The sequence below is a fragment of the Geobacillus sp. FSL W8-1251 genome (assembly GCF_038005945.1).
In the GTDB taxonomy this organism is placed as follows: domain Bacteria; phylum Bacillota; class Bacilli; order Bacillales; family Anoxybacillaceae; genus Geobacillus; species Geobacillus stearothermophilus.
The window spans coordinates 177857-201396 of record NZ_JBBOUF010000001.1; the positions used below are offsets into that span (position 1 = coordinate 177857).

33 protein-coding genes and 5 pseudogenes are annotated in these 23540 nt (G+C 54.7%); 7 read left to right on the forward strand and 31 right to left on the reverse strand.

The features are described 5' to 3' along the window. Positions 1 to 58: 58 nt before the first annotated feature. The 7 genes and pseudogenes from NSS88_RS00930 to NSS88_RS00960 form a co-directional block, all read right to left on the reverse strand. Positions 59 to 951 (reverse strand): annotated as a pseudogene (locus NSS88_RS00930) (DUF1028 domain-containing protein). A gap of 139 nt (positions 952 to 1090) precedes the next feature. Then, a complete protein-coding gene (locus NSS88_RS00935; protein ID WP_080985683.1) occupies positions 1091 to 1225 on the reverse strand; it encodes a YjcZ family sporulation protein in 135 nt (44 codons plus the stop codon). Positions 1226 to 1258: 33 nt separating this feature from the next. Further along, positions 1259 to 1357: a YjcZ family sporulation protein gene (locus tag NSS88_RS00940; RefSeq protein ID WP_080706517.1), complete on the reverse strand. Its 99-nt coding sequence runs from the start codon at positions 1355 to 1357 to the stop codon at positions 1259 to 1261. 124 nt (positions 1358 to 1481) lie between these two features. Beyond that, a pseudogene (locus tag NSS88_RS00945) lies at positions 1482 to 1652 on the reverse strand (EamA family transporter RarD); the annotation flags it as partial. A gap of 48 nt (positions 1653 to 1700) precedes the next feature. Continuing rightward, positions 1701 to 1790: a YjcZ family sporulation protein gene (locus tag NSS88_RS00950; protein WP_080706518.1), complete on the reverse strand. Its 90-nt coding sequence runs from the start codon at positions 1788 to 1790 to the stop codon at positions 1701 to 1703. Between the two features lie 92 nt (positions 1791 to 1882). Next, on the reverse strand, positions 1883 to 2839 hold the full coding sequence (locus NSS88_RS00955) for a magnesium transporter CorA family protein (RefSeq protein ID WP_049624275.1): 957 nt from the start codon (positions 2837 to 2839) through the stop codon (positions 1883 to 1885). Between the two features lie 282 nt (positions 2840 to 3121). Continuing rightward, entirely contained in the window at positions 3122 to 4000 is an 879-nt protein-coding gene (locus tag NSS88_RS00960) for a cation diffusion facilitator family transporter (protein WP_049624273.1), read from the reverse strand. 347 nt (positions 4001 to 4347) lie between these two features. Here NSS88_RS00960 and NSS88_RS00965 point away from each other — a divergent pair, with 347 nt between their 5' ends. Then, positions 4348 to 5046 carry a class I SAM-dependent methyltransferase gene (locus NSS88_RS00965; RefSeq protein ID WP_049626109.1) on the forward strand — a complete coding sequence of 233 codons (699 nt, stop codon included), beginning with the start codon at positions 4348 to 4350 and terminating at the stop codon, positions 5044 to 5046. A gap of 182 nt (positions 5047 to 5228) precedes the next feature. On the opposite strand, the gene NSS88_RS00970 is transcribed toward NSS88_RS00965, so the two are convergent. The 3 genes from NSS88_RS00970 to NSS88_RS00980 all read right to left on the reverse strand — a co-directional run bounded on the left by NSS88_RS00970 (position 5229) and on the right by NSS88_RS00980 (position 7487). Continuing rightward, entirely contained in the window at positions 5229 to 6044 is an 816-nt protein-coding gene (locus NSS88_RS00970) for a M15 family metallopeptidase (RefSeq protein ID WP_033015274.1), read from the reverse strand. A 51-nt stretch (positions 6045 to 6095) separates the two neighbouring features. Further along, positions 6096 to 6803, reverse strand: a complete 708-nt coding sequence (gene deoD / locus NSS88_RS00975) for a purine-nucleoside phosphorylase (protein WP_033009203.1) — start codon at positions 6801 to 6803, stop codon at positions 6096 to 6098. Between the two features lie 285 nt (positions 6804 to 7088). Continuing rightward, positions 7089 to 7487, reverse strand: coding sequence for a hypothetical protein (locus NSS88_RS00980; RefSeq protein WP_049626110.1), 399 nt, complete (start codon positions 7485 to 7487; stop codon positions 7089 to 7091). A gap of 131 nt (positions 7488 to 7618) precedes the next feature. On the opposite strand from NSS88_RS00980, the gene NSS88_RS00985 reads away from it, so the two are divergent. Next, a complete protein-coding gene (locus tag NSS88_RS00985; protein ID WP_017437412.1) occupies positions 7619 to 7777 on the forward strand; it encodes a hypothetical protein in 159 nt (52 codons plus the stop codon). Between the two features lie 45 nt (positions 7778 to 7822). Here NSS88_RS00985 and NSS88_RS00990 read toward each other — a convergent pair whose 3' ends face one another. Together NSS88_RS00990 and NSS88_RS00995 are read right to left on the reverse strand one after the other, a co-directional pair. Then, complete coding sequence (locus NSS88_RS00990; RefSeq protein ID WP_162839633.1) at positions 7823 to 7984, reverse strand: hypothetical protein; 162 nt, start codon at positions 7982 to 7984, stop codon at positions 7823 to 7825. A 116-nt stretch (positions 7985 to 8100) separates the two neighbouring features. Continuing rightward, the gene (locus NSS88_RS00995; protein ID WP_445297958.1) at positions 8101 to 8235 is read right to left on the reverse strand and encodes a hypothetical protein; all 135 of its coding nucleotides are present in this window, start codon (positions 8233 to 8235) and stop codon (positions 8101 to 8103) included. On the opposite strand from NSS88_RS00995, the pseudogene NSS88_RS16700 reads away from it, so the two are divergent. Together NSS88_RS16700 and NSS88_RS01005 are read left to right on the forward strand one after the other, a co-directional pair. Beyond that, positions 8216 to 8671, forward strand: a pseudogene (locus NSS88_RS16700) (DUF2515 family protein); the annotation flags it as partial. The gene NSS88_RS00995 and the pseudogene NSS88_RS16700 overlap by 20 nt on opposite strands. Then, positions 8643 to 8870 carry a DUF2515 family protein gene (locus NSS88_RS01005; RefSeq protein ID WP_235468503.1) on the forward strand — a complete coding sequence of 76 codons (228 nt, stop codon included), beginning with the start codon at positions 8643 to 8645 and terminating at the stop codon, positions 8868 to 8870. The pseudogene NSS88_RS16700 and the gene NSS88_RS01005, both read left to right, overlap by 29 nt. Before the next feature lie 18 nt (positions 8871 to 8888). Here the strand turns inward: NSS88_RS01005 and NSS88_RS01010 are convergent, their stop codons facing one another. Then, the gene (locus NSS88_RS01010) at positions 8889 to 9068 is read right to left on the reverse strand and encodes a YozD family protein (RefSeq protein ID WP_033015276.1); all 180 of its coding nucleotides are present in this window, start codon (positions 9066 to 9068) and stop codon (positions 8889 to 8891) included. 171 nt (positions 9069 to 9239) lie between these two features. Here NSS88_RS01010 and NSS88_RS01015 point away from each other — a divergent pair, with 171 nt between their 5' ends. Next, positions 9240 to 10373 (forward strand): IS4-like element IS5377 family transposase, encoded by a 1134-nt coding sequence (locus tag NSS88_RS01015; protein ID WP_015375695.1) that lies wholly within the window; start codon positions 9240 to 9242, stop codon positions 10371 to 10373. A gap of 190 nt (positions 10374 to 10563) precedes the next feature. Here NSS88_RS01015 and NSS88_RS01020 read toward each other — a convergent pair whose 3' ends face one another. From NSS88_RS01020 to NSS88_RS01035, 4 genes and pseudogenes are all read right to left on the reverse strand, one after another. Then, on the reverse strand, positions 10564 to 11205 hold the full coding sequence (locus tag NSS88_RS01020) for a hypothetical protein (RefSeq protein ID WP_033015277.1): 642 nt from the start codon (positions 11203 to 11205) through the stop codon (positions 10564 to 10566). A 130-nt stretch (positions 11206 to 11335) separates the two neighbouring features. Beyond that, positions 11336 to 11554: a YozE family protein gene (locus NSS88_RS01025; RefSeq protein WP_033015279.1), complete on the reverse strand. Its 219-nt coding sequence runs from the start codon at positions 11552 to 11554 to the stop codon at positions 11336 to 11338. Positions 11555 to 11971: 417 nt separating this feature from the next. After that, a pseudogene (locus tag NSS88_RS01030) lies at positions 11972 to 12259 on the reverse strand (biotin synthase BioB); the annotation flags it as partial. Positions 12260 to 12429: 170 nt separating this feature from the next. Continuing rightward, a pseudogene (locus NSS88_RS01035) lies at positions 12430 to 12792 on the reverse strand (hypothetical protein); the annotation flags it as partial. 117 nt (positions 12793 to 12909) lie between these two features. On the opposite strand from NSS88_RS01035, the gene NSS88_RS01040 reads away from it, so the two are divergent. Continuing rightward, positions 12910 to 13506, forward strand: a complete 597-nt coding sequence (locus tag NSS88_RS01040; protein WP_033015295.1) for a DUF502 domain-containing protein — start codon at positions 12910 to 12912, stop codon at positions 13504 to 13506. Positions 13507 to 13529: 23 nt separating this feature from the next. Here NSS88_RS01040 and NSS88_RS01045 read toward each other — a convergent pair whose 3' ends face one another. Then, positions 13530 to 14468, reverse strand: a complete 939-nt coding sequence (locus tag NSS88_RS01045; RefSeq protein WP_050368646.1) for a magnesium transporter CorA family protein — start codon at positions 14466 to 14468, stop codon at positions 13530 to 13532. Positions 14469 to 14782: 314 nt separating this feature from the next. Further along, entirely contained in the window at positions 14783 to 14929 is a 147-nt protein-coding gene (locus NSS88_RS01050) for a hypothetical protein (RefSeq protein ID WP_013145445.1), read from the reverse strand. Positions 14930 to 15111: 182 nt separating this feature from the next. Between NSS88_RS01050 and NSS88_RS01055 the strand changes: the two genes are divergently transcribed. Next, a complete protein-coding gene (locus tag NSS88_RS01055) occupies positions 15112 to 15402 on the forward strand; it encodes a HesB/YadR/YfhF family protein (protein ID WP_055358852.1) in 291 nt (96 codons plus the stop codon). Between the two features lie 25 nt (positions 15403 to 15427). Here the strand turns inward: NSS88_RS01055 and NSS88_RS01060 are convergent, their stop codons facing one another. The 12 genes from NSS88_RS01060 to NSS88_RS01115 form a co-directional block, all read right to left on the reverse strand. Beyond that, positions 15428 to 15835, reverse strand: coding sequence for a hotdog fold thioesterase (locus tag NSS88_RS01060; RefSeq protein WP_055358853.1), 408 nt, complete (start codon positions 15833 to 15835; stop codon positions 15428 to 15430). Further along, the gene (locus NSS88_RS01065) at positions 15832 to 16149 is read right to left on the reverse strand and encodes a hypothetical protein (protein ID WP_055358854.1); all 318 of its coding nucleotides are present in this window, start codon (positions 16147 to 16149) and stop codon (positions 15832 to 15834) included. The genes NSS88_RS01060 and NSS88_RS01065 overlap by 4 nt, the downstream gene beginning before the upstream one ends. 14 nt (positions 16150 to 16163) lie before the next feature. Further along, positions 16164 to 16580, reverse strand: coding sequence for an acyl-CoA thioesterase (locus NSS88_RS01070; protein ID WP_055358855.1), 417 nt, complete (start codon positions 16578 to 16580; stop codon positions 16164 to 16166). 112 nt (positions 16581 to 16692) lie between these two features. After that, positions 16693 to 16923, reverse strand: coding sequence for a small acid-soluble spore protein Tlp (tlp, locus tag NSS88_RS01075; RefSeq protein ID WP_055358856.1), 231 nt, complete (start codon positions 16921 to 16923; stop codon positions 16693 to 16695). A 30-nt stretch (positions 16924 to 16953) separates the two neighbouring features. Then, positions 16954 to 17097, reverse strand: coding sequence for an acid-soluble spore protein N (locus NSS88_RS01080; protein WP_055358857.1), 144 nt, complete (start codon positions 17095 to 17097; stop codon positions 16954 to 16956). A gap of 55 nt (positions 17098 to 17152) precedes the next feature. Next, positions 17153 to 17284 (reverse strand): FbpB family small basic protein, encoded by a 132-nt coding sequence (locus NSS88_RS01085; RefSeq protein ID WP_080706519.1) that lies wholly within the window; start codon positions 17282 to 17284, stop codon positions 17153 to 17155. Between the two features lie 123 nt (positions 17285 to 17407). Next, the gene (locus NSS88_RS01090; protein WP_020753890.1) at positions 17408 to 17935 is read right to left on the reverse strand and encodes a TlpA family protein disulfide reductase; all 528 of its coding nucleotides are present in this window, start codon (positions 17933 to 17935) and stop codon (positions 17408 to 17410) included. Between the two features lie 138 nt (positions 17936 to 18073). Further along, on the reverse strand, positions 18074 to 18223 hold the full coding sequence (locus tag NSS88_RS01095) for a hypothetical protein (protein WP_015374731.1): 150 nt from the start codon (positions 18221 to 18223) through the stop codon (positions 18074 to 18076). Between the two features lie 81 nt (positions 18224 to 18304). Further along, the gene (locus NSS88_RS01100) at positions 18305 to 19153 is read right to left on the reverse strand and encodes a sulfurtransferase (RefSeq protein ID WP_341085326.1); all 849 of its coding nucleotides are present in this window, start codon (positions 19151 to 19153) and stop codon (positions 18305 to 18307) included. Positions 19154 to 19242: 89 nt separating this feature from the next. Further along, positions 19243 to 19509 (reverse strand): YpbS family protein, encoded by a 267-nt coding sequence (locus tag NSS88_RS01105; RefSeq protein WP_049625395.1) that lies wholly within the window; start codon positions 19507 to 19509, stop codon positions 19243 to 19245. Then, positions 19506 to 19694: a hypothetical protein gene (locus tag NSS88_RS01110; RefSeq protein WP_055358858.1), complete on the reverse strand. Its 189-nt coding sequence runs from the start codon at positions 19692 to 19694 to the stop codon at positions 19506 to 19508. The genes NSS88_RS01105 and NSS88_RS01110 overlap by 4 nt, the downstream gene beginning before the upstream one ends. Beyond that, a complete protein-coding gene (locus tag NSS88_RS01115) occupies positions 19694 to 23389 on the reverse strand; it encodes a dynamin family protein (RefSeq protein WP_445297973.1) in 3696 nt (1231 codons plus the stop codon). Before NSS88_RS01115 ends, NSS88_RS01110 begins: the two co-directional genes overlap by 1 nt. Between the last annotated feature and the right edge of the window lie 151 nt (positions 23390 to 23540).

A 23540-nucleotide genomic window follows, 5' to 3' on the forward strand; every position in this document is an offset into this window, starting at 1 on the left:
TTCATACAACGCCATTCATCCGCCCGACCAACCATATGCAGTGATCGTTTTTATTTTTTTATTTTTCCCCCTGCGGCGACGGCTGCTGTTTCATATACGCGAGCACGTCAAGATCGATTTTCCCTTTTTCTAGTTCGCGTTCCTCAAAGTTTTCTGTATGTATATACGCTTTCAGCGCTTCGTGAAGCGCCTCGCTGTCGGCGGCGCGCTCTTTCGGCAAGTAGGCGAGCCGGATCAAGTGGAAAGCCGCCTCTTCCTTGACCGCGCCTTCCATTACAGCCACTTTTTCGGGGCGCGGTTTCTCAAAATAAAGCTGGCGCAGCTCATACAGGCGAATGAGCTCCTCGATCGGCCGCGGGTGGTCGTCAACGCGCAAATCGATATAGCGGTCATTGTACCCGCCATAGCCGCCCCTTTCTTTCACAACGAGCAAGGCAGCCGACTGTTGCCCGCGGCGGTCGCCCCCCGCCGCCTGACCAGCTTGAAGCGCCTTTAGCAATCGCTCGGCGAGCGGCCCTTTGGCCTGCTCGAATGTTCTTCCCATCGCCAGCACCGTTTCCTCCCCGGCTAAAATATTGCCTTGCGCTGCATAGTTCGGTCCGGTAATGCCGCCCGCCCACGGGTAACATTTTTTCCGGTGAACGTTGCTGCCCGTCCTTTCGCATCCACGATGCCGACCTGGCGCAAATCGCGCTCGCTGTCATCGGCAACGAGCAACTCAAGCGTTTCTTGCGCCGTTTTCCCTTGTTCCATCCATTCGAGGCCGCGTGGGCCGTATGACGTGTTGGCATATGACTGCGTCGCCACGGCGCCGACGCCCGCTTTCGCCCACGGAACAACCGCACCAACGCCTAAAAATTTCGATTGAACAGCGATGCCAAGCTCCCCGGTCGCCGGATCGAACGCGACGATCGAAAACGTCGCGACGATGTCTTTTGCAATATGTGTCATTTCCCCGTCCTCCATATGCTTTCCATTTTCTCATCGTTTATGATTTCTCCACCTCCTTTCGTTGTTCCTGCCTGTTCACAAAAAAAGCGGGGGAAACAGCCGTTGCCCGGCCGTCTCCCTCCGCATGCCCATCATCCGCCTAGCACCATGTTGCCCCGACGATAATAAGCAAAATAAACAAAACGACGATCAGCACAAAGCCGTAGCCGTAGCCGCCGTAACCCGGATAACCGAAGCCATAGCCGCCCCAGCCGCCATAAAAGCCGCATGTCATATTCGTCACCTCCTTGCTAGAAAGTAGGGTTCGTTAGCACACCCAACCACCGATACATGCGCATCCGACAATAATCAACAAGATGAACAGAACGACGATCAACGCGAATCCGCCGCCGTAAGCTGCACCCATTTACCAACACCTCCTTTGTTTTTGTACTAGTAGACTATTCACAAACGAGGAAAATGGTTATGGGGTTCGGCAAAAATAGGTATTTGCCGTAAAAACAAAAAAACGGCCCGTTCTCGGACCGCTTTTATGCTTTAAGCGAACTTCGCTTCCATTTTTTCTGCCCTGGCGCTTGCTTGATTTGAACAACGGAAAACACGATAAGCGCCGTCCAAATGCAGCTGAATGCGTACAAATGGGCTCGCGTAAACGGTTCGCCGAACAAAAAGACACCAAGGAGAAGACTAATCGTCGGCGACTAGCCGCACTGTTTGACCCGTCTTCCCCTTCTTTTCCGTCCGGCTTCCTACCAGGCGACACATACACAACCGACAATAATCAACAAAATGAACAAAACAATGACGAGCGCATAACCGCTGCTGACCAAACTGCTCATGGCGGACACCTCCTTGGTCCCGTTGATGGGACCATCATATGCGTCCGCCCGCCCAAACGACCGGGCCAACGCCCATTTTTGCAAGCTGGCGCCTATTTTTCTTTCGTCCCAGTCTCCCCCCACCAACCTTTGCGCTTAAAATACAGGGCAATGAGGACGGCGACGGTCGCCATCAGCAGCAGGGCGAACGGATACCCGTACCGCCATTTCAGCTCGGGCATAAACGAAAAATTCATGCCGTAGATACCGGCAATAAACGTCATCGGCAAAAATATGACGCTCACCAATGTCAATGTTTTCATAATGACGTTCATATGATCGGATTTGAGCGACAGTTGCAAATCGAAAATGGCGGACAATGATTCCTTAAACGCGTCGAGCGCCGCCGGCACGCGGGTGAAACGGGAGGCCACCTCATCGATGTATGGATTCGTTTCCGCGTTGATGTACGGCAGCTCGGCATGGCGGATCGTTTTGATCGCCTCTTCCTGCGCTTCGGCCACTTGCCGCAGCTCATGAAGATGGGTTTTCATCCGGTAAATTTCACGCCCGATTTCATTGGCGAACGGCGTCGCAAACACTTGCCGCTCAAGCGCCTGAATGCGGTCGGCGATTTGGTCGATCACCTGCAAAAAGCGAGCGACGGCTAAGTCCAGGAAATGGTAAAGAACATATCCAGGGTACAGCGCCTGATCGCGATGATCCAACAGCCGTTCTTTCACATGGCCGATAAACGGGTCATCTTCATCCATATAACTGATGATATGCCGCTCGGCGGCAAGCAGGCGAATGTTTGCCGTTCGGCCGGACGGACGGATGATAAACAACGATACAAAAAGGAATCCTTCGTACTCATCGACCAGTGGAATGTCTGTTCCACCTATAAGCCGTTTTCGGGCGAGCGGATGAATCGACAGCGAGGAGAGGAGCCGTTCCAAATCCGGCTTGGCGGCGGCGGTGAAATGAAGCCAGCACGACTGGCCGCCCGCCGGCGCATGCCGTTCGTATATTCCGCCAAGCGGCAAGCGGGGGTTCGGATGGATGGCCATACACGAGTCTCCTTTCTAACTGATGCGTTTATTCGTATTGTTTGCCGTTTGCCGAAAAACTACTCCTCGCCGGCCGCCGAAAAAACGGCCGGAACATCGGCGCAGCAACGCCGCCCCGTGCCCGCCGAAAGCCGCTTTTGTCCGCCGAATGGAACGATGCCTTAACAAAGCAGGAGCGTCCATCGGACGGCAGCATTCGAAAAAAAAGGAGGACCATCCCTCCCTCTTGATCGGCAGGCGGTTGGGGCGCGACGGCCGCGCCCCCGTTTGCTTGGCCTCCGCTCAGCGCACCGCTTCCGGCTCCACATGAACGTGCGTCGCCCGGATGTTATGCCGTTTTTTCATTAAACGCTCGACCTCGTCGGCAATTTCATGGCTTTTCACTACCGTCAACTGCGAATCGACGCGGATGGTTACTTCGAGCACAACGTCATCGCCGAGCATGCGCGCCTTAATATCCGCGACATCGCGCACCCCGCTGACCGCAGCGATTTCTTGCCGGTAAATGGCGAGCTTTCTTTCATCAAACCCGTCGGTCAACGCATGGGCCGTTTCCATAAACACCTCCCACGCCGTCTTGCAAATGAGCACACCAATGACGAGCGCCGCCAACGGGTCAAGCCATGCCCACTCAAGATGCGCGCCGACAATCCCAAGCGCGGCGCCAATGCTGACGAGTGCATCCGATAAGTTGTCTTTCGCTACGGCCGCCAGCGCCATGCTGTTCGTCCGCCGCGCCAGCCGCACATTGATGACATAGATGATGAACATCACTGCTGCTGAAGCAAGGGCGACCGCTGCCGCCAGCCAATCGGGGGCGGCCTCCCTCCCGCCGCCAAGAAGCGTGCGGGCGCCGTCTGTAATCACATCAATACCGATGGACATCATGAAAAAGGCGGCCAACAGCGACGAAATGTTCTCCGCCCGCGAATGTCCGTACGGATGATTGCGGTCGCGCGGTTTTTTGGCAATTTTCATGCCGATATAGACAGCGACGGAAGCCATCACATCGCTCAAATTGTTCCATCCGTCCGCTTTCACTCCGTCCGATCCGGCTGCCGCCCCGGCCAAAAGCTTGCCGGCTGCCAGCAGAAGATAGATAAAGAGGCTTAACAACACCCCAGCCTCCGCCCGTTGTTTCCGTTCCACTCCATTCACCAACCTAGCGTTCTCGTTCTTGCACGTATCAGTGTACCAGCTTGATAGCGGTTGGGTCTATAGCAACAAAATTGCTTTTTTTCATGAGTATAGGGACAAGCCAATTTTTTTGCTCAAAGACAAAAAACGGCTCTCTGGCATATGCCTGAATCCGTGACAGCAGCTCATCAAAAGCACCGGAAAACGTAATCATATCAAGGGTTTAGCCCAGTTTCGGATGTTCACTTATTGAGTGAAAAGCAAAAAGTGTGATATTTGTTGATTTATCAAGCTTTCTCAGCAGTTTGAACGCGTTTTTATCACGGATTCAGGATATGATAAACCAACTGAGTGAAAAAGGAGAGAATGCCATGATGACGTATTTGGACTGGTTGGCGGACATGGGGATTGACGGCGCCCACCCCGGCGGTTTTGAGTTGACAAAACAAATCTTACGTAAACTTAATATTGACCGCTCAACCGCCGTGCTTGACGTCGGCTGCGGCACAGGGCAGACAGCGGCGTATATCGCTAGACAGTACGGCGCGGACGTGACGGCCATCGATCTCCATCCCAAAATGATCGCCAAGGCGAAGCAGCGTTTCGGTGCCATGGCGGTTCCGGTTCGCCTGCACCAGGCTTCGGTCGAATCGCTGCCGTTTCCCGCCGGCACGTTTGATCTTGTCCTTTCCGAATCGGTGCTCGCCTTTGTTTCAGTGCCTGCTGCCCTTGATGAAATCTGCCGCGTGCTGAAGAAAGGGGGCACATTCATCGGCATCGAAGCATGCCATAAGCGGCTCACCGCCGCCGAGCAGCAGCGGATCGCCGCGTTCTACGGCTTCAAGCGGCTGATGACGCCCGGCGAATGGAAAAAAACGCTTGAACAAAACGGATTCCGCTGCCGCCATTTCTTTTACAAAACGGCGGCGGAGGCGGCGGGCGAAGGGGCGCCGGCCGTCATCGTCTTCCCGACGACGCCGGAGATGGCAAGCATGTGGCAGAAGCATCAGCAGCTGACAGCGCAATTTGCCGACCGGCTCGGGTACTGCGTGTTTTGGTGTGAGACATAGGGGCTGCAACAAACGAACACGGGTGCTGACTCAAAAGCCCCTTTTTGATGAAATGGAACCGAAAGTATGTAAAAAAGAGACCACCTCTGAAACCCTTGGTTTTACCAGGTTTTTCGTGGTGGTCTGTTTTTCCATGCTGCCCTAGATAGAAGCATTGCCGCTCTTTTGGGCCAGCCCCGTCTTTACACTTTTTTTACCGCTTGAAAATATTCTTCCATTGTCATGCCGCGCTCTTTCATCACGGCGGCGGCCTTCCGCCCGACATAGCGAAGATGCCACGGCTCATACTTGTAGCCGGTCACCGCTTCCTTCCCTTTCGGATAGCGGATGATAAACCCGTATTCGTGCGCGTGGGCAGCGACCCACTGTCCTTCTTTTGTCGCCCCGAACGCCTCGGTCAGCTGGCAGCCGATCGACCGGCTGCTAATGTCGACTGCAAGCCCTGTCTGGTGTTCGCTTTGTCCCGGGTGGGCGACGGCCTGGACGGCGTTTTTCTCCCCTTTTTGCCGCACCTCCTCCGCAAAAATCGCCTTCTGCCGCTCATACGACCGGTAAGCGGACACCATGACAAGCTCGATGCCATCGCGGCGGGCGGCGGCAAACATTTCTTCGAGCGCGGCGGCCGCCTCGGCCCGCATACGCCGCTTTTCTGCATTCGGGTCGGCAAACGAAAACGGCACGCGCGGCACAACCAAATCGGCCGGCTTGTAACCGGACGGAAGCGACTGCTCTTTATTGACGAGCACCAAAATGTTGTCCGGATTCATAATGACCTTTTGGCCGTTTCGCACCTCGATGACGTTCCAATATTTCGCTTCAAGCTGCAAATCCGGGTCAACCGGCCGGTTGAGTTCCTCTCGTTTATGAACGCTGGGCGGCGCCGTATGTTCCGCCGGCTGCCCGGGCGAGCCGGCCGCGCCGCCGTCACCGCTTCCTCCCGTTTGGCAGCCAACGAGCAACAGGCACATAAGCGCCGCTGTTTGCCAACGCTGATTCATTCATCTTCCCCTTTTCTGTTTCCCGGGGCGCCCCGAACAGCCGCCGCATCATCAGCTGCTGCGAACCGCCGCTTCGAGCGCCACCTCGATCATTTCGTTAAACGTCGTTTGCCGTTCTTCGGCTGTCGTCTCCTCGCCGGTTAAAATATGGTCGCTGACCGTCAGCACCGACAGCGCCCGGCAGCCGAATTTGGCCGCCAACGTATAGAGCGCCGCCGTTTCCATCTCGACGGCCAATACGCCGTAGCGCGCCCACGTTTCCCAGTTTGGTTCGTCGTTGTAAAACATGTCGGCGGTAAAGACGTTGCCGACTTTGAGCGCCAATCCTTTTTCCATTCCAACGTCGTATGCCGTCCGCAGCAAGTGGAAATCCGCCGTCGGCGCATAATCGCGGCCGCGGAAAATGAGACGGTTCATGTTAGAATCGGTGGATGCGCCGATCGCCAAAATGACGTCACGCACGCGCACATCCGGTTGAATGGCGCCGCATGTTCCGACGCGGATGAGCGTCTTTACTCCATAGCTTTGGATCAATTCGTTGACATAAATCGAAATGGACGGCACTCCCATCCCCGTCCCTTGGACGGAGACGCGATGCCCTTTGTATGTCCCCGTAAATCCGAACATGCCGCGCACTTCATTGTAGCACACCGCCCCTTCCAAAAACGTCTCGGCAATGTATTTGGCGCGCAGCGGGTCGCCCGGCAGCAAAATGCGTTCGGCGATGTCCCCTTGTTTGGCTCCGATATGTACGCTCAAACTCGATTCCTCCTTATGACTTCGAACGGTTATGGTTCGGCCATGCCCTTGTTTATCATATCATATGTTTGCGGAAAATGGCAGTCTTGCTTCGAGTAGCTTGAGCGAAAGGCGGGCATACTATTCGTGCCCACACGGCGGGAAAGGAGGAAAGACGGTGAAAAAGAAACTTGAGCAGGCGGTGGAGTACGCCAACAAAACGAATCCATCCTCAAAAGCGAACAACCAGCCGTCAACGTCCAAAAAAGAAAAAACAAAATTTTAAGGGAGAGCTGCTCTCCCTTTTTAAGACGTTTTCGAACGATAATCGTCGCGATAGCGGCGCGCAAGATACCTTTCGTTGATATACAGCACCTTTTTGTCTTTGCTGCGCGTATATTTTTTCTCGCGTCCGCGCCGCCTGGCGAGCAGCCAGCAGGCGAACAAATAAAGCGGCAGCACAAGCTGCGTTGTTCCGGCAAATACATACCAAAATCCATCGATGTCGGCCAAATCACGCAAGTAGACGCCGATGCCGCTCAGCTGATAATAGGCAACCGCAACGATGGCCGCAATGATGACGATATTGGCCGCATGGAGAACAGGAACGTTTCTCCAGCGAAACAAAACGCGCTCCACCTGCTCTTTGAGCCAAAGCGACGCGGCGATCGAGACGACGCACAGCGCCAGCGCCAATGCGGCCATATTCCGTCCCCCTCCCAGTTCCCTTCAGTCTCCGCTCCGCCCGCCCGGCGCCGCCTGCAAACATTTTCCGTCGATGAACCGCCCTTTTGCCGCATACACTAACGACAACGACAGTTCAAGGAGGGAAAACGATGGGCAAAAAGCATCGCAACCGCATCAACGGGCAGAAAAAGAACAACCATATTCCAAAAGAGGCGTTGATCGCTGAAGACGCAGCGCACGCCAAGGAATACTCGGCCGCCGGCGGCCGGAAAAACGGCCCGGGCCATCACGACAATCCCGAATCGTAACAAAACCGGAGAAACCCTTGTGCCGCACAAGGGTTTCTATTTCGATCAGGGCTCCGACGGCTCGACTTCGTCCCACGCCAGTGTGACGACTTTCGTATAGTCTCCGCGCTCAATTTCCTCTTCCGTCGCCTTTTCGTTCAACACTTCATCATCGTCAATTCCCGGCGCTACCGTCGGCGTGTCGCGCCGTTGTCTTTGCTCTTCCATCTGATCCGCCCCCTTTCCTTTCTTATCCGTTCCCTAAACGGCCGGGCTTTATTCGATGTTATCGCTATTATACCATCCCCAATCGGTTGAAGGCGACTGTATTTTTGAATATTCCGTCAACAGACAAGCTGGCGTTCCACCCGTTTCCAGTCATCCGGGCAGAGGTGGTAGTACGTCTGTCCTTTCCGCCCTTCGTCGATCAAGACAATATCGCCGGTCCCCATAAACCGGATGCCGATTCGCCCGCTCACCGTGTTGCGCCGCCCGCTCGAATACGTTTATCGCTCATTTTTATACCGTCATCCCGTTCGCATTGCCGATGCTCGTTTGTTCTGCCGCCTTTCCGTTTCAAGGTGCGAACGCCCGAGCGACGACGAGGCGGCGGCCGTTGCTATGACTCGGCAGAAAACGGCGGAGCATAACCTCAACAACATCACGCGCACAGCCGCCTATTTCACGTTTTTTGAACGCCACCCAGAAGTGCATTGGGCATTTTTGGCCCATCTCGTTTCGCGCAACGGCGGCTGGAACATGACCGACTTGCGCGGCAGCCTGCTCCCGTTGTTGCTGTCGGAAAAGACGATCGCACCCCTTTTTTTGTTTTTGGAACGGGCCAACGCCCTCATTTTTCACGATGCGTATCCGCAGCTGCTACTGTATGAAGAAAGCAAGCGGAGAAGACGGCCGCCGCCTTTACAGCCCCCGTCTTGAGGCAGCTTGGCCGGATCTCACCCATTCTTTTGACGATCGGCGCGACTGGTTCACCGACGACACGATCATGCGGGCGCTCGAGACGCTTCCGCTTCCGGCCTCAGGCGAGATGACCGACCGCTACGAGCGGCATTTGGCCATGATGAAAGCGGCCGCCATCGCGGCGGCCGAGTAATTGTAAAAACGACGACGGTTACTCGTCGTCGACATCAATCTCTTCGTCGATAATGCATTTTTCCAGCAAATAGTCAAACGTAATATCCGCGAGCTCTTCCAGTTCCTCCTGCGTCGGCACAAAGCCGCGGCGGATGAGTTGTTGGTAAAAAAATTCGGCGATCTCCTCCGTATCAATAATCACTTCAATCTCCTTCACTCCATCTCGCCCCCTTTGTAATGTTGTATGTCGCCGCCTTCCGTTTTATGTCAAAAATCATGTTGTACCAGGCGTGTTGATTATCCAATAAAATCCAAAGGGTATAGAAAAAAGAGCACCTTTCCTGTAGAATGTGAGTAACGACACAAACAAACCCAGGAGGTGCTCTCTATGAACAAGCATACCACACTCCCGAATTTGATGCAAAAACTTGTTTCGGATGAAGAGATTCAACTGATTGCCGAAGCGGTTGGGTATCGTGATTCGTCTCGAACCTTTACGTTGCGCGAGTTGATTCACTTCTTCCTGCTGGCCGCCATGCATCAATGGAAAAGCTTTCGCCACGGAGCCGATGTGGGGCCTCTGTATGGATTGCCGCGATTCCATTATTCCACAGTATCCAAGAAAGCGAAAGAAGTTCCCTATGACATCATGAAACGCTTGTTGGCGTTGATCATTTCCAAGTGCAACCGCCAAACCCGCCGTTCGCTTCGGTTTCCCAAACCGCTTCGGGTGGTGGATTCGACGACCGTCACGGTCGGGAAAAACCGCCTCCCATGGGCTCCGTATCACGGCGAACGCGCCGGAGTGAAGCTGCACGTCGCGTATTCGCCGGAATCCTCGTTGCCGGCAGACGTGGTGGAAACCATCGGACTGCGTCATGATGGCCCGGTGGGAGAACAGTTGACGAACGCTCAACAAGTGCTCGTGGAAGACCGGGCGTATTTCAAAATCGAACGCCTCGATCGATTTGTGGAGCAGCATCAGCTCTTTGTCATTCGAATGAAGGACAACATCGAACTTCATCAGAAAAAAAGCTTGAAACGCCTTTCCAGCACATCCTCATCGGTTCAAGCCGACTTCACGTGCCAGTTGGGGACGAAACAATGCCGCTCCACCAAGCGTCACCGGGTAGTGATCTTTCGAGATGCGAATGGCCGCGACATTCGGGTCGTGACGAACCTCTTCCATGCGTCTGCGGAAACCATTGCCGACATGTACCAACAACGTTGGACTGTTGAGGTCTTTTTCCGTTGGGTGAAGCAATATCTGAATGTCCCGACCTTGTTTGGCACGACGGAAAATGCGGTATACAACCAACTGTTTGCGGCGTTCATCGCGTATGTGTTGCTGCGATGGCTGTATGATCAAACCAAAAAACAGACGAACGTCTCTCTTTCCTTCATTTCGTTCGTTCGCCGTTTTTTCTCTGGGCAGCTTCCTCTCGATTGGAAATCCGGGATGGCCGCTGCTTTGTTTGAGTATGCCCAAATTTATGGAAGGCGTATGTATAATTTTGGATAATCAACACTCGTGATGTTGTACTACTTTTTCCGCTTCCTTCATACCATATGTACCAATAAAACAAAAAAATACGGAGGCGGAACAAAATGGACAAGCTGACGATTGCAGATAAAATAATGGAAACAATTGTTAACAGAATGGCTGCGTTCGTCCTCTTCGCCGGCATTCCCTACTTTCTCTTTGTTCTTTGTCAGTTCCTATTATGGTAGTTTACAATCGTTTGCAACCGTTGAACAACCGTTTCCATCATTCGTTTGTATTGGTCATCGCCGAACCATTCATACAGCGCTTTGTAGTCATTGTACATATCAAGCAGGTCGTCAACCGACGGCCCACTCTTTTCGCCGGCGGGAGGCAGCGCGATCGAGGCCTTCATCGGCGCGGCGATCACGATATCTTGCACGAGCGTGACGGACGTTTCGTCCCCATCGGCCAGCGGAATCATATCTTCGAGATGGACTTCAATTTCCCAGCCGTCCGTCAGCCGTTTCAATTCATAAATCGTCTCTTCCCATCCTTCCCCATAATAGCGGTAAATTTCTGTCCGCACTCCAACGACTTTGAACAATTGGCCGCCATAATCGCGGACGCGGACAATTTCGCCAAGGAAAAACGGCAGCTCAATTTCAATTTCTTCGGCAATCCACAAATCGCCGGTAAATTCAGACAACAACACGAGCGTCTGCTCAGCAAACAGGCTATGGCCATGGTTGATTTCGTACAAAAACGTGCCGTCTACTTGCTGAATATCGGTGACGGTTCCGACTGTTCCGTACAATGTATTGACGACGATATCGCCGACAGAAAATTTCGGGCGTTTCGGCGCGCTCATTGGCATCTCCCACCCTTGTTGAACAAATGGTTAGTATAGTATATGCATGCATACAAGGGTGGACACCTTTGCCAGCGCGGAAAAACGATTGAAAGCGCTGTCAATATTCGGAGCAAAACCCTCTTCCATGTTATGCTTCGTGTAAAAACTGCTCCCATAGTTCATCAAAGAGAACCATGCTTTCCAAATAATCGCCATGCACCTCCAAATACCCGCTGAGCTCCTCGTAGTCGGCCGATCCTTTTGGAAAGCTGTGGTCATCGTACGCCCCGTTCGCAAACCGGACGATTGGATCTTCTTCACACCCGTGGCGGAAGCGCAATAAGTAACGATAAAACGATCTTGCCATGTTTTCCCATCCCCTTCCTTTCTCTTTGTTGCTATTATAATGAGCTTTTTTCTGTTTGTGAAGCTTTTTTGCCGCTTGTATTGCCATCGTACGCGCCACGTTCGCGTTTCATGCCAACCATCGGGCCGCTGTTTCCATAAAATCCCCGTCCTTCTAGAAGCCGTTTCCAATGACCGATCCCGGACTAGCCATATGAAAAAGGGCTGACCCAAAAGAGCGGTAATGCTCCTATCTGGGGCGACATAAAAATAGACCACCACGAAAAACCCGGTAAAACCGAGGATTTCAGAGGTGGTCTCTTTCACATACTTCGGTTACATTCCATCAAAAAGGGACTTTTGAGTCAGCCCCGTCAACCGTTACACCACCCCGGCGGGCGGTGCTGGGGCAAATTCAATTTCAAATCCGAGATCTTCCTCCGCGGAGCAGCGTCTCCTTATCAACCATTTTGTACGTTTTCACGGGCGCCGTCGCTACGGCCGACTGGGAACAGTAGCCGCAATTTTCCGGACAGAGACCGGACTTAGCGTTAATGATCATATTCAGTTTTACCTTGTTGCCATAGTACGCCGAGCGGATGCGGTATGCCCCTTGCAAAAGAAGGAGCAGCTCCTCGTCCGGACAATCCAATATCGCCAGCGCTTCCTCGTCGGTCAGTTCATGGCCGTCGAGCACTTGTTCAGCCAAATGAAGCCAATTTGCCATCGTTCCTCTCCCCTTTCCACATCATTACATTTATCGTAACGAATCGGGCGATTGATTGTCAACCTAAATTGATTTTAAGTTTACTTTTCGGGCGAACGCCCGCCGATGAACCATCCGATGCAAAACAAGGCAAGCTTCCGTTTCGGACAGCCTGCCTTGCCGCCTTCAGCTTAGCGCGTCAATTTTTCGACGATGTCGCGGGCGATCCAGACGCCGCAAGCGCTCGCTTGGGCAAGGCCGCGCGTAATGCCGGCACCGTCGCCGCCAACGTACAGCCCAGCAATTTCTGTTTCAAACCGGTCGTTTAGCTTCGGGCGCGCCGAATAAAACTTCGCCTCGACGCCATAAAAGAGCGTATGTTCCGACGCCAGCCCCGGGGTGACGTGATTGAGCGCTTCCGTCATCTCAATCAAGCTTTTCATCGTGTTGTACGGCAACACAAGGCCTAAATCGCCCGGCACCGCCTCTTTTAGCGTTGGTTCAATAAATCCTTCTTTAATCCGCTTTTCCGTCGACCGCCGTCCTTTTAAAAGCGTTGTCGGCAAAAAGAAAAACTGGTATGGTAGGAAAGGAGCAGCTTCCCGCTTGTTTCCGTCGATCGAAGTGGGGAGCTCCGCGCCAAAGAGAATGAAGGAAAGGGGAGCAAACGGATGCGCTTTTTGGCCAAAAATTTCCTAAACGGCATGTTGACGATCGTGCCGATTTTCGTAGCGGTCTATGTGTGCTACAAAGTATTCACCGTTTTGGACGGATTGCTCGGTCAATACGTCCGCCCGCACCTAGACGGCCGCTACGTCCCCGGCCTTGGTTTGCTCGCAACGGTTGCGCTCATCACGGTCTTCGGCTGGCTGTCGACGCAATACGTGAGCGGCCGCCTCATTCGACTGATCGACCGGTTGCTTGAAAGCATTCCCTTCCTGAAAACCGTTTATTCGGTCGCCAAAGATACGATCGCCTCTTTGATCGGGGAAAAACGGTCGTTTTCCAAAGTCGTGCTCGTCACGCTGCCGGAAAGCGGCTGGAAATGCCTCGGCTTCATTACGATGGATGACGTCGGCGCCTGGCACGATCCGCTGGCCGATTATGTGGCCGTCTATGTTCCGCAGACGTTTCAAGTTGCGGGGCTGACGCTCCTCGTTCCAAAAGAACAAGTTGAAGTCATCGACATGGCGCCGGAAGAGGCGATGAAGTTTATCCTCTCCGGCGGAGTGGCGGCAAGAACGCAAAAACGGCTGCCCGAACAATAGGGCAGCCGTTGTTCCGCCGGCCGTCAAAAGTATCGCTTTTTCCAAAAGATGTACGCCGTCGCCGCTGACAGTAAACCGGCGAGCGCCATCGCGATCAAAAAGGCGTACGGAGAGTGTTGGTACGGAATCGGTACGTTCATGCCGTAGAAACTCGCCACCATCGTCGGCAGCGAAATGACGATCGTAATGGCGGTCAAAAACTTCATCACAATGTTTAAGTTGTTCGAGATGACCGAAGCGAACGCATCCATCATGCCGCTTAAAATGCTGCTGTATACTTCGGCCATTTCAATCGCCTGCTTGTTTTCAATAATGACGTCTTGCAGCAAATCTTGGTCATCTTCGTACATGCGCAAATAGTTGAGGCGCATAAGCCGCTCCATGACGATGTTGTTCGCCTTGAGCGACGTCATAAAGTAGACTAAGCTTTTTTCCATGCTAAGGAGCGAAAACAGCTCTTTGTTTTTCATCGACTGGTGTAGCTCTTTTTCAATTTCGCTCGTCCGCCGGTTGATTTGCTTCAAGTAGCGCAAATAATACGTGGAAATCATGTACAGCATTTGCAACGCAAACCGCGTCTTCATAAACGTGTAAAAGTTTTTGATTTTGTTTTTTGAAAATTCCTCAAAAATCGGATTTTCTTGCAAACAGACGGTGATAAAGCATGTGTTCGTAATGATCATGCCGATCGGAATCGTTTCATAAATCGGGCCGTCCACTTCATCATGGGCGACGATCGGAATGTCGACGATAATGAGCACATGGTTGTCTTCCTTTTCGACGCGCGACCGCTCCTCGTCGTCCAACGCGTCTTTGATCGAATCGATCGGAATGTCCAAATGGTGGGCGATGTAGCGAATTTCGTCCTCGGTCGGAGCGACGAGATTGATCCAGCAGCCGTTTTCGATCCGGTCAATTTCGCGCATTTTGCCGCTCGCATCAGACAAATACATTTTCATCATCTGGCATCCTTCCTCCTTTTCATGCGAGGAAGGCGGCGCCTCTTCCTTTCCGTCCGGAGCTCGTTTTCGTATGATGAGCAGCGGGCGGAAAAAGGAACAGGCCGCGTTCCCCGCTATATTCCGGTTCCGGTTCGTTCGGGCTCGAACTACTCATATACGAAAACGCCACTCCTTTCGAAAAAGATGTCCCTCAAGTAATGATAACGCGGACCGGCCCGTTTGTATAGTAGTTGCCATGAAAAAAAGCAGCCTACTGGCTACTTTATTCACAAAACAGCGCGATGTTCAACCATCGCCCGTTCGATTCGGCTTTTTTATTCGCTCGATGGCGTCGTGTTGAAAAAATCAGGCGCTTGTTTGCCCGTTTGCCGGCTGTCCGAGCGGCGCGGATGCTTTTCATTGCTTTTCCCCATCAGTCCGTCGGATTCGTAGCTGAGCGGAAACGTCCGCTTTTTGCCCACCGCCCTCACCCCCTTCGCTTTTACTGTTTGCCGCCAGCCAGCGTTTTACTCCAACCGATGAAAACAAGGACACCGCCACTTTATGGAAAGCGTTTTATCCTAAAATTGTCAGCTAATGTTCACACAATCGTTTTACAGGCGCCGTCCATTCACTTATAATAAACAAGTGAGGAGGGGGAGCCATGAACATCATCATTACCAAAAAAGCGTTTGATTGGTACAAGCAGGAGCTCGGGCTGAAGCCGGGCGATGCGATCCGCTTTTTCGCCCGCTACGGGGGATTCAGCACCGTGCAAAAAGGGTTTTCGCTTGGCATGGAGAAAGACGAGCCGGCAGGAGAGCCAGCGGCGCAGACAACGGTTGACGGCGTGACGTTTTTTGTCGAAGACAGCGACCAATGGTATTTTGACGGCCGCGATTTGACGGTTGATTTGGACGAAAAAAGCGGCGAACCGGTGTTTTTGCTTCATTAACCAGCGAAAAAAGCTAGCCGTGACGCTAGCTTTTTCGAATAATGGCGATCGTGCAGCGGGAGATGCAGACGAGCTCCCCTTGTTCGTCCGTAATGCGCACATCCCAAACCATCGTCGTCCGGCCGCGGTGCAACACCGTCCCTGTCGCCGTCACCGTCCCGCGGCGAACGGCGCGGACGTGATTGGCGTTGATTTCCAATCCAACGACGTTTTCCGTGTTGGGGTCCACAAGCGCGTACGCGCCGATGCTGGCGACCGTCTCGGCCAAGGCAACCGACGCTCCGCCGTGCAACAGCCCGGCCGGCTGATGCGTGCGATGGTCGACCGGCATCGTCGCCACGACGCGCCCTTCGCCAAGCTCGATGATATCGATGCCGAGCGTCTCGATTAACGTATGTTTCGCCATTTCTTTTACAACAGCCAAATCGATCATGACTCCTTCTTCCCCCGTTTCGTGAATCGTTCCAGCTCATGAAGCCGGCCTTCTTGCCGCAAAATGCGCACCTGCGTCTCCCCAAGCAAATCGAAATGCGGAAACTCACCGCGCCGGTCGATCCACTCTTCCTTCAGCCCGTATTGCCTCCCCCAGGCGGCAAGTTTTTCGACATCGGCGCAGCCGACTTTCGTCACCGTCGTGCAGTGCGGAAACCGTTCATCATGCCAATAATGGGTCAAAAAGGCGATTTCGCCGCGCTTCACTTTTTCTTTCCATGCCGCGAGCTCGTGGCGGCGAATGCCAAACGCCATCGCACCGCTCCCCTTTATCGTTTCGCCCGCTCATACGCTTCATGCCACTCGGGAAAATATTTGCGGATGACGATCGGCCGAAACGTATCGCGCTTGACGCAAACGTGCTGCGATTTGCCGGTCACGGCCACCTCGCCGTCCGGGGCAACAATTTCGTAGCCGTATGTGACGCGGATGCCGTCGTAAGCGTCAATCCATGTGCGGACGGTCGCCGTTTCCCCATAACGAAGCGGCTTTTTATACGACACTTGCAAATCGACAACAGGCGAAATGATGCCTTCTTTCTCCATGTCGGCATAATGAAAGCCAAGCTGTTTGATCAATTCCGTACGCCCGACTTCCATCCAAACTAAATAGTTCGCGTGGTAGACGATGCCCATTTGGTCTGTTTCCGCATAACGCACTTCAATTTGTTTTTCTGCCACTTTCATGTTCGTTCTCCCTCCATTTTTTGCCGGGCTTCTCCTTTATGTTACCATTTGTCCGTCCGGCCGCTCAAGCGGCAACCCAAAAAACAAAGCCGCCCGCATCGGGGCAGCTTTGTCATAATTGGTAGCCGTGCTCCCGTGCAGCGGCTTCGTCTTTAATTTCCGCGCGCATGGCTGCGATCGCTTCTTCGCGGCGGCGGTTTTTCTCGCGAATTTTCTCCCGCTCTTCCGAGGAAGAAAACTGCATCGTTTCTTCGGCTTTTTCAATATTTTCAATGGTGTTTTGCACCATCTCTTGCAGCTTCTCAGCATTGTCGCTGCGGTCATCCGGTTTCGGACGCGGCATATAGGCTTCCTCCTTTACAAGATTTTCCAGCTACTCACCCTTCGTTTGGATGACTTGAGCATGCTGGCCGGATTGATCTTGCATTTGTTTGCCTTTGTTTCCTCCAGCGGCGCGAGGCTGTGTTCCGATATGGTTGGGAACAAAATGTTTGTGGCTTCCTTTCGGATTGCTCATTGTCTTCGCCTCCTCGCCATCTAGTCTGTCCGCCCGGAGGACCGCTATGCATGGGTCATTCTGCTTTCTTGAGCATCCGCTCTTCCAGCTTTTTCTCGATTTTCTCGAGCGCTTCCCGATCGCTCAACAATTGCCGTTTGTTCTCGCTGATCAGTTCTTGGAGAGTCATTTTGCGGGATCGTCTCATCGCTATCAACCTCCCCTCATTTATATTGTAATCTTATTCATGCCCAAAAAAGATAAAAATTATGACAACTTTTCAAAAAATAATGAACCATGAAAAAAAGCGCCTTCCGTCAAAACTGTTCGGTCAACGAAAGAGCGCTGTCTTCTTTTCGAGTTGCGCGGCGGTCACCGGGCCGATGATTTTTTGCCGGATGACGCCGTTTGGGTCGATGATATACGTCGTCGGAATCGTCTGGATTCGGTATCGGTGAAGCGCCTCGCCGCGCACATCCAAGGCGACGGGCAACGTCAGTTTTTTGTCTTTCGCAAATCGCTCCGCATTATCGAGCGTATCTTGCGTCGTCAAATGGACGGCAAGCAACATGACTTCGCGGCCGTGCTGCTTGTAAAACGCCTCAAGCTCCGGCATTTCCTTTTTGCACGGCGGACACCACGACGTCCAAAAGTTGAGGACAACCGCTTTGCCGCGCAAATCAGACAGCCGGACGGCTTTGCCGCCAAGCGTCGGCAGCGTCAAATCAGGGGCCGTCTGGCCGATGCCCGGGCCACTTTCTATTTCGTCTGTTTCCTGTTCGTTCCCGGCAGCCATCGCATTCCAAAGACCATAGCCGGCAACGGCCAAAAACAATAGGACGACGAACCATTTCCGCACGCATTTCCCTCCCTGCCGGCCGGCGCCCTTTCTTCCATCCAGCGCCCTCCGCCGCTCTGCCCATCATTATAGCACATACGTTTGTGTTTGCCAACGTTGACGTCTAAGGACGAAAAAACGAGGGACGAGCCCTCGTCATTAACGGATGTTTTTATGGTCGTTTTTCAGTTTCTCGGCTTCCACCTCGGCGTACGAAGCAAACTCGCTCGTCCATTCATTGAAGCCGTTTTTCTTTTTGGCGTTGTTGTTTCGTTGGGCATTGGCATTGCCAAGTTTGGTCCGGCCCATGCACTCGCCTCCTTTTTGTTTCAACGGTTCACACATAGTATGCGCTGCCGGAGAAAAACGATGCGCGAAACAATTTCGAAACTAGGCGTCCGAGGACGGGTGGTCCGTTTCAACCGGATGATCGGGATAGGAAATCCAGTCGCTGAAGCTGCCGACGTACAGCCGAACGTTGTGATAACCAGCTTCGTGGAGCGCCAACACGTTCGGGCAGGCGGTGACGCCGGAACCACAGTAAACGATCAACGGCTGCCCACGGTCAAAATCGGCAAACCGAGCCGCCTGCTCGACAGCGCTTTTCCAGTAGCCTCCTTCCGTCACCCCGTCTTTCCAAAATCGGTGCACCGCCCCGGGAATGCGGCCGGCCCGGCGGTCGATCGGCTCCTCCAACCCGGCATACCGCTTCCACTCGCGGGAATCAATGAGCATCGCTGCACGGTCGCGAACGGCGGCTCGCACATCCTCGACCGTTGCGAGCCATGATCGGTCCGGACGCGGCTGAAACCGCCGCGGCGGCACAGCTGAAATGGCGCACGTCACCGGATTTCCTTTTCGTTCCCATTCGCTGTAGTTGCCATCCAACACGTATGCGCGCGCATGGCCGAAATACCGGAGCAGCCACCAACAGCGCGCGGCCATGGCCCCGTTTTGGTCATCGTAGGCGATGACCGTCGTCGTGTCGTCAATGCCGGCCCGGCTAAACACATCCGCCGCTTGGGCGGCTGATGGAAGCGGATGGCGGCCTCCGTGCTCTCCGACCGGGCCCGACAAGTCGCGCTCTAAGTCCATATACACCGCTCCGGGAATATGGTCTTCCCGGTAAAGAGACGCCCCTTTAGCCGGATCGCCAAGCCAAAACCGGCAATCAACAATGCGGATGGTTTCATCGGACAAATGCGCCAACAGCCATTCGTGGGAAACGAGAGACGCCATTGTTCCTCCCCCCTCTTTCGTTTTCATCAGCCCGGCCTGCTTACAGGCCGGCAGCCGGGAAGCCAATGCCAACGCTTTGGCTGTGTACGTTACTTCTCTTCAAGCCGGCGCACGTAGTCGCGCACCATCTCTGGCGTTACATAGCGGCGCGCCGGCACGAGGCCGCCGGCGGCCAGCTCGTTCATTTGTTTCGTCACTTCATTGATCGCCTCGACCGTAAACGGCTCACCGCGGCGGCACCGTTCAACCGCCTCATCGATGCGCCGCTCGCGCTCGAGCTCAAGGGCGGCAAACCGCTTTAAGATGGCGTGCTGTTTGTTGATATGGGCGGTGATGGCGTGATGTACTTCGCTCAATGGGATTCTTCCTTTCCTTCTTCTTTTTCCATCAAACGCCGGACGTTCGGTTTTGGCGTCCAGCAGTTGAACCGATAGTTTGGCTTCGTCTCATAGCCGAGCCGGCGGCAATACGTGTACAGCCCGTCGGCTCGCTTTTCTATACGGTAGTGGATGCATGTAGCGCAAGCGTGAAACCGGTTCATCAACGCGCCTCCCCGACGCGGCCCGAAAGAAGGCCGCGAAGCGCCGCTTCGATGCGGGCGAGCGCCTCATGATCCGCCGCTTCGGCGAGCGCGGCAAGCAAGCCCTCCATATAGCTGTCGACTTGTTCCGCGAGAGCGGCCAAAAGTGCGGCGACGGCATCCTTGTATTGTTCTGCGTACGTCGCCACAAGCCGCTCTTTTTGCTCAGCCAAATAGGCGTCGATCGGCTCGACAAGCGCCGCCTCAATTTCCTCTTTCATCCGCCGCTTTTCGTCGCGCTCAAAAAACGATTTGGCGTTTTTATACAGCGAAAGCGCCTTGGTAAACCGCACCCGGTCTACATCCCCAAGGGCGTTGGCAAACTCCGGCGCCGAAAAGGCAAACGGCTCAGGCGGCGTGAGCGCGAGCGCATCATCGAAACGACGAAGCTCATGGAATAGGCGCGAGAACTGCTCGGCCAGCTGTTTGTGCAAAAACGACTCAACACGCAAGCTCGTCGCCCGCAACTCTTGGGCCAAATCAAAGCCAACCGATGCGAGCAACTCGTCGAGGCAACGCTCAAGCGCCCGCCGCGCCGGGCCTTGGTCGTCGCGGAGCACCGCCGGGTTGAACGCCTCCTTAAACACATCGTTGAGGCGGAAAAAGACGCGCTGCTTGACGTAATAGAGCAATTCGTCGACTTCCTGGCGAAGCGCCTGCCGGCCGTAGGCATCATCAATGCCAGCAAGCACGGCGTGCATCTTCGTTTTCACCGCCTCAAGCGCCTGCCGTTTCTCCGCTTTTTCCGCTTCGCTTTGCCCTGCGGCGCGCGCGAATTCCTCTGCCGCCCGCCGCGCCCGCTCAAGCTCGGCATATGCGCTCTCGCCGGCGACTTCCGCCAGTTCTTCCGTTAAGAAGCGGAAGAAGTCGGTTTCAAAGGCAGACAAGCCGGAGTCCGCCAAGACGCCGCGCGGACCGGGCTCGGCCCCCGTTTTTTCCGCCAGCGCCAAGCGGCTTGAGAGCGCATAAAGGCGTGGGAAGCGGATGCCGAAGCGGGCGAGCTCTCCGTTCATATAGGAAATGACAGCCTCAAGCTCCTCTTTCGACTGGGCCAAATCAGCCGCATTGATGATGAAAAACATTTTATCAAGCGAAAACGCATCTTTGACGCGCCCGAGCTGCAGCAAAAACTCCCGGTCTGCCTTCGAGAACGCGTGGTTGTAATACGTGACAAACAGCAGCGCATCGGCGTGCTTCATATAATGGAACGCCACCCCGGTATGGCGGGCGTTTAATGAATCGACGCCCGGCGTATCGACAAGCGTCACCCCTTGGCGGGTGAGCGGGCAATCGGCATACAACACGACTTCATCAAGGAAACACGACACCGCCTCATCGGCGACATATGCCTCAAGCTCCGCAAATCCGATCGACAGCCTCGTCCCGAACCGGTTTTTCATCCGCTCATATCCGGCGGCGGCAGCCGCCAAAAAGGCGAGATGCGGCTTTTGCGCCGGACGCTCAGCCCCGGATTCGGCAAGGCGGGCGCAATGGCGGAGCGCTTCATCCCACGACTTCGCCTCGCAGCCGAACTGGCGAAGCGAGGCTTGCACATTAGCCCATATTTGCGCCTCGTCCTTCACTTTGACAACCGCCGTTCCGTGCGGATGCTCCCGGTCGGGCGGAGCGATTTTGCTGATGGCGGCCGTCGTCGGGTTGGGCGACGATGGCAGAAGCGGGGCGCCGAGCAAGGCGTTGGCCAGCGACGATTTTCCGGCGCTGAAGGCGCCGAACAACGCGACCGTAAAGGCCCGCTCGCGAAGCCGGCGCGCCTTGTCACGCAACGGGCCGACGAACCGGCGCAACAAATCGGTCCGCTCGAGCCAGGCGGCCGCCTCCTTGAGCCGATCAGCCGCCTCATCGCTCCGTTGCTTTCCACTCGCCGCCAAAGCGCGCCGCCCGTCCGCGCTCTCTTCTGCCGCTCCTTCCACCGCTTCCCGACTGAGCGCTTGCTCTTGGGCGGCGGGATGATTCACAGCCGGTTCCGTTGTTGCTGGCCGCTCTGCCGCTTGCGCATGGCGCACTTTCTGGAAATGAGGCGGCGCCATCAGCGCAGCGAGGCGCTCTTCATCGAGCACAACCTCATCGCCCGAAGCGGCAATCAACCGCTCGAGCGCGCGTTGGCGCTCCTCCTCTTCCGCTTTCAAGCCGGCAAGGCGGGCGATGAGCTCCGCTTTTTCGCGTGCTGCCGAAAGCCGGCCTTCTAGCGCTTTCGCTTGAGCAGCCGCCCGCTCGGCAATTTGCGCCGCGAGCCCGGCAAACAAGGCGAGCGCCGCGTCGCGGTATCGTTTTTTCAGCGCCATCGCCACCTCATCCGTATAGTTTAATAGCGCCGCACCGCTTGCTTCCGCCCCCTGCTTGACAAGGCTTGAAAGCAGCGTCTGATCCCAATCCGCCGTCCATTGCTGGCACTGGCCGAGCCAGGCGCCGTCGGCGTGCCACTCGTTCCCGAACCGGAGAAGAAGCTGGCGGACATGCCACTCGATTTGCGCCGCCGCCTGCGCTTTGACGCTTTCGTAAAACGCCTCAAGCCGCCGCTCGCGTTCTTGCTCCGTTTTGGTCTTTGCAAACAGCAGGCCCACTTTGAAATTCGGCTGCATCGCCTGCAAGTACGCTTCCGCCCGCTCCCTCGTCTCAAACGGCATTAAATAGGCATTTTGCAGCACGCGGTCAAGCTCAGCGCGAAACGCTTCCTCCGCCCGCACCCGCGCCGTTTGCCAATCAGCAAGCTCAGCTTCCAAGCGCCCGAGCTCCTGCATGGCCTCGGCTTCACTGCCAGCCCCGCCAAGCGCCTCGAGGCGCGCTTTAAACTCCTGCTCAAGCAGCTCATGCCGCGCACGAAGCTGTTCAAGATGGCGGGTGGCAATCCGCCTCAATCCCGCTTCTGCGTCGCGAAGAAGCCATTCGTCTTCGTCAGCAACCAAGCGGCGCAAACAAGCCGTCAACTCCTGCCACTCATTCTCTGGATGGGCCGGGTCTTTTAATGATAGGAAAAACAAGCGGGCCGCTTCGACCCCCCAACGCCGGAACGCCTCGGCCGCCGAAGCGCGAAACGCCGCAAACGGCAGTTCGTCCTCGCGATGTTTGTCGATTTGGTTCACCACTAAATACACGATTTTTCCTTCATCTGTTAATTGTTTCGTAAATTGAAAGTTTAGCTCCGCCTGTACATGGTTGTAATCCATGACATAAAAGACGACGTCCGCCAAATGAAGCGCCGACTCGGTGGCCAGCCGGTGGGCGTCATCGGTCGAATCGATGCCCGGCGTGTCCAAGATGGCCACTCCCGGGGGGATGGCGCCCGTTTCGCGGCTGATTTCGATCCACTCAATCGTCTCCCCGTCCCGGCATTGGGCGCGGATCAGCTCCGGATCGTACGGCGGCTCATATTCAACCGGCGGATCATCATGATAAAAGACGCGCACGCAATCCAGACCGGCTTTCACTTTCACAAGATTGGCACTCGTCGGAATCGGACTCGACGGCAGCAGCGGCTCGCCGAGCAACGCGTTGATCAAACTTGATTTTCCGGCGGAAAAATGGCCGCAAAAGGCGATGACCAGCTCGCCGGCTGCCGTTTTTTCGATCAGCTGCTTCACTTTATCGGCATTTTCGTTGTCGCCGGCTTGCTGAAGCCGGTCGTGCATATTTGTCATTTTCGCCAGCCACGGCCGCAATGGCGGCCGCTCGATCACAATATTCCCATGACCAAAACCCCTTTGTTTCCGTCAATGTCATTTACATTCATTTTACTGTATTTCGCCCCGTTTCCCAATAGGAGAACAAAAAAATCCCGCCGGTTCGTTC

What these genes read in the sequence shown, in the direction of transcription:
- NSS88_RS00935 (WP_080985683.1), bottom strand. Translation starts at nt 1,225, where the DNA reads ATGACATGCGGCTTTTATGGCGGCTGGGGCGGCTATGGCTTCGGTTAT.
- NSS88_RS00940 (WP_080706517.1), bottom strand. Translation starts at nt 1,357, where the DNA reads ATGGGTGCAGCTTACGGCGGCGGATTCGCGTTGATCGTCGTTCTGTTC.
- NSS88_RS00950 (WP_080706518.1), bottom strand. Translation starts at nt 1,790, where the DNA reads ATGAGCAGTTTGGTCAGCAGCGGTTATGCGCTCGTCATTGTTTTGTTC.
- NSS88_RS00955 (WP_049624275.1), bottom strand. Translation starts at nt 2,839, where the DNA reads ATGGCCATCCATCCGAACCCCCGCTTGCCGCTTGGCGGAATATACGAA.
- NSS88_RS00965 (WP_049626109.1), top strand. Translation starts at nt 4,348, where the DNA reads ATGATGACGTATTTGGACTGGTTGGCGGACATGGGGATTGACGGCGCC.
- NSS88_RS00970 (WP_033015274.1), bottom strand. Translation starts at nt 6,044, where the DNA reads ATGAATCAGCGTTGGCAAACAGCGGCGCTTATGTGCCTGTTGCTCGTT.
- NSS88_RS00980 (WP_049626110.1), bottom strand. Translation starts at nt 7,487, where the DNA reads ATGGCCGCATTGGCGCTGGCGCTGTGCGTCGTCTCGATCGCCGCGTCG.
- NSS88_RS00985 (WP_017437412.1), top strand. Translation starts at nt 7,619, where the DNA reads ATGGGCAAAAAGCATCGCAACCGCATCAACGGGCAGAAAAAGAACAAC.
- NSS88_RS00990 (WP_162839633.1), bottom strand. Translation starts at nt 7,984, where the DNA reads ATGGAAGAGCAAAGACAACGGCGCGACACGCCGACGGTAGCGCCGGGA.
- NSS88_RS01005 (WP_235468503.1), top strand. Translation starts at nt 8,643, where the DNA reads ATGAAGAAAGCAAGCGGAGAAGACGGCCGCCGCCTTTACAGCCCCCGT.
- NSS88_RS01015 (WP_015375695.1), top strand. Translation starts at nt 9,240, where the DNA reads ATGAACAAGCATACCACACTCCCGAATTTGATGCAAAAACTTGTTTCG.
- NSS88_RS01020 (WP_033015277.1), bottom strand. Translation starts at nt 11,205, where the DNA reads ATGAGCGCGCCGAAACGCCCGAAATTTTCTGTCGGCGATATCGTCGTC.
- NSS88_RS01025 (WP_033015279.1), bottom strand. Translation starts at nt 11,554, where the DNA reads ATGGCAAGATCGTTTTATCGTTACTTATTGCGCTTCCGCCACGGGTGT.
- NSS88_RS01040 (WP_033015295.1), top strand. Translation starts at nt 12,910, where the DNA reads ATGCGCTTTTTGGCCAAAAATTTCCTAAACGGCATGTTGACGATCGTG.
- NSS88_RS01045 (WP_050368646.1), bottom strand. Translation starts at nt 14,468, where the DNA reads ATGATGAAAATGTATTTGTCTGATGCGAGCGGCAAAATGCGCGAAATT.
- NSS88_RS01055 (WP_055358852.1), top strand. Translation starts at nt 15,112, where the DNA reads ATGAACATCATCATTACCAAAAAAGCGTTTGATTGGTACAAGCAGGAG.
- NSS88_RS01060 (WP_055358853.1), bottom strand. Translation starts at nt 15,835, where the DNA reads ATGATCGATTTGGCTGTTGTAAAAGAAATGGCGAAACATACGTTAATC.
- NSS88_RS01065 (WP_055358854.1), bottom strand. Translation starts at nt 16,149, where the DNA reads ATGGCGTTTGGCATTCGCCGCCACGAGCTCGCGGCATGGAAAGAAAAA.
- NSS88_RS01070 (WP_055358855.1), bottom strand. Translation starts at nt 16,580, where the DNA reads ATGAAAGTGGCAGAAAAACAAATTGAAGTGCGTTATGCGGAAACAGAC.
- tlp (WP_055358856.1), bottom strand. Translation starts at nt 16,923, where the DNA reads ATGCCGCGTCCGAAACCGGATGACCGCAGCGACAATGCTGAGAAGCTG.
- NSS88_RS01080 (WP_055358857.1), bottom strand. Translation starts at nt 17,097, where the DNA reads ATGAGCAATCCGAAAGGAAGCCACAAACATTTTGTTCCCAACCATATC.
- NSS88_RS01085 (WP_080706519.1), bottom strand. Translation starts at nt 17,284, where the DNA reads ATGAGACGATCCCGCAAAATGACTCTCCAAGAACTGATCAGCGAGAAC.
- NSS88_RS01095 (WP_015374731.1), bottom strand. Translation starts at nt 18,223, where the DNA reads ATGGGCCGGACCAAACTTGGCAATGCCAATGCCCAACGAAACAACAAC.
- NSS88_RS01100 (WP_341085326.1), bottom strand. Translation starts at nt 19,153, where the DNA reads ATGGCGTCTCTCGTTTCCCACGAATGGCTGTTGGCGCATTTGTCCGAT.
- NSS88_RS01110 (WP_055358858.1), bottom strand. Translation starts at nt 19,694, where the DNA reads ATGAACCGGTTTCACGCTTGCGCTACATGCATCCACTACCGTATAGAA.
- NSS88_RS01115 (WP_445297973.1), bottom strand. Translation starts at nt 23,389, where the DNA reads ATGACAAATATGCACGACCGGCTTCAGCAAGCCGGCGACAACGAAAAT.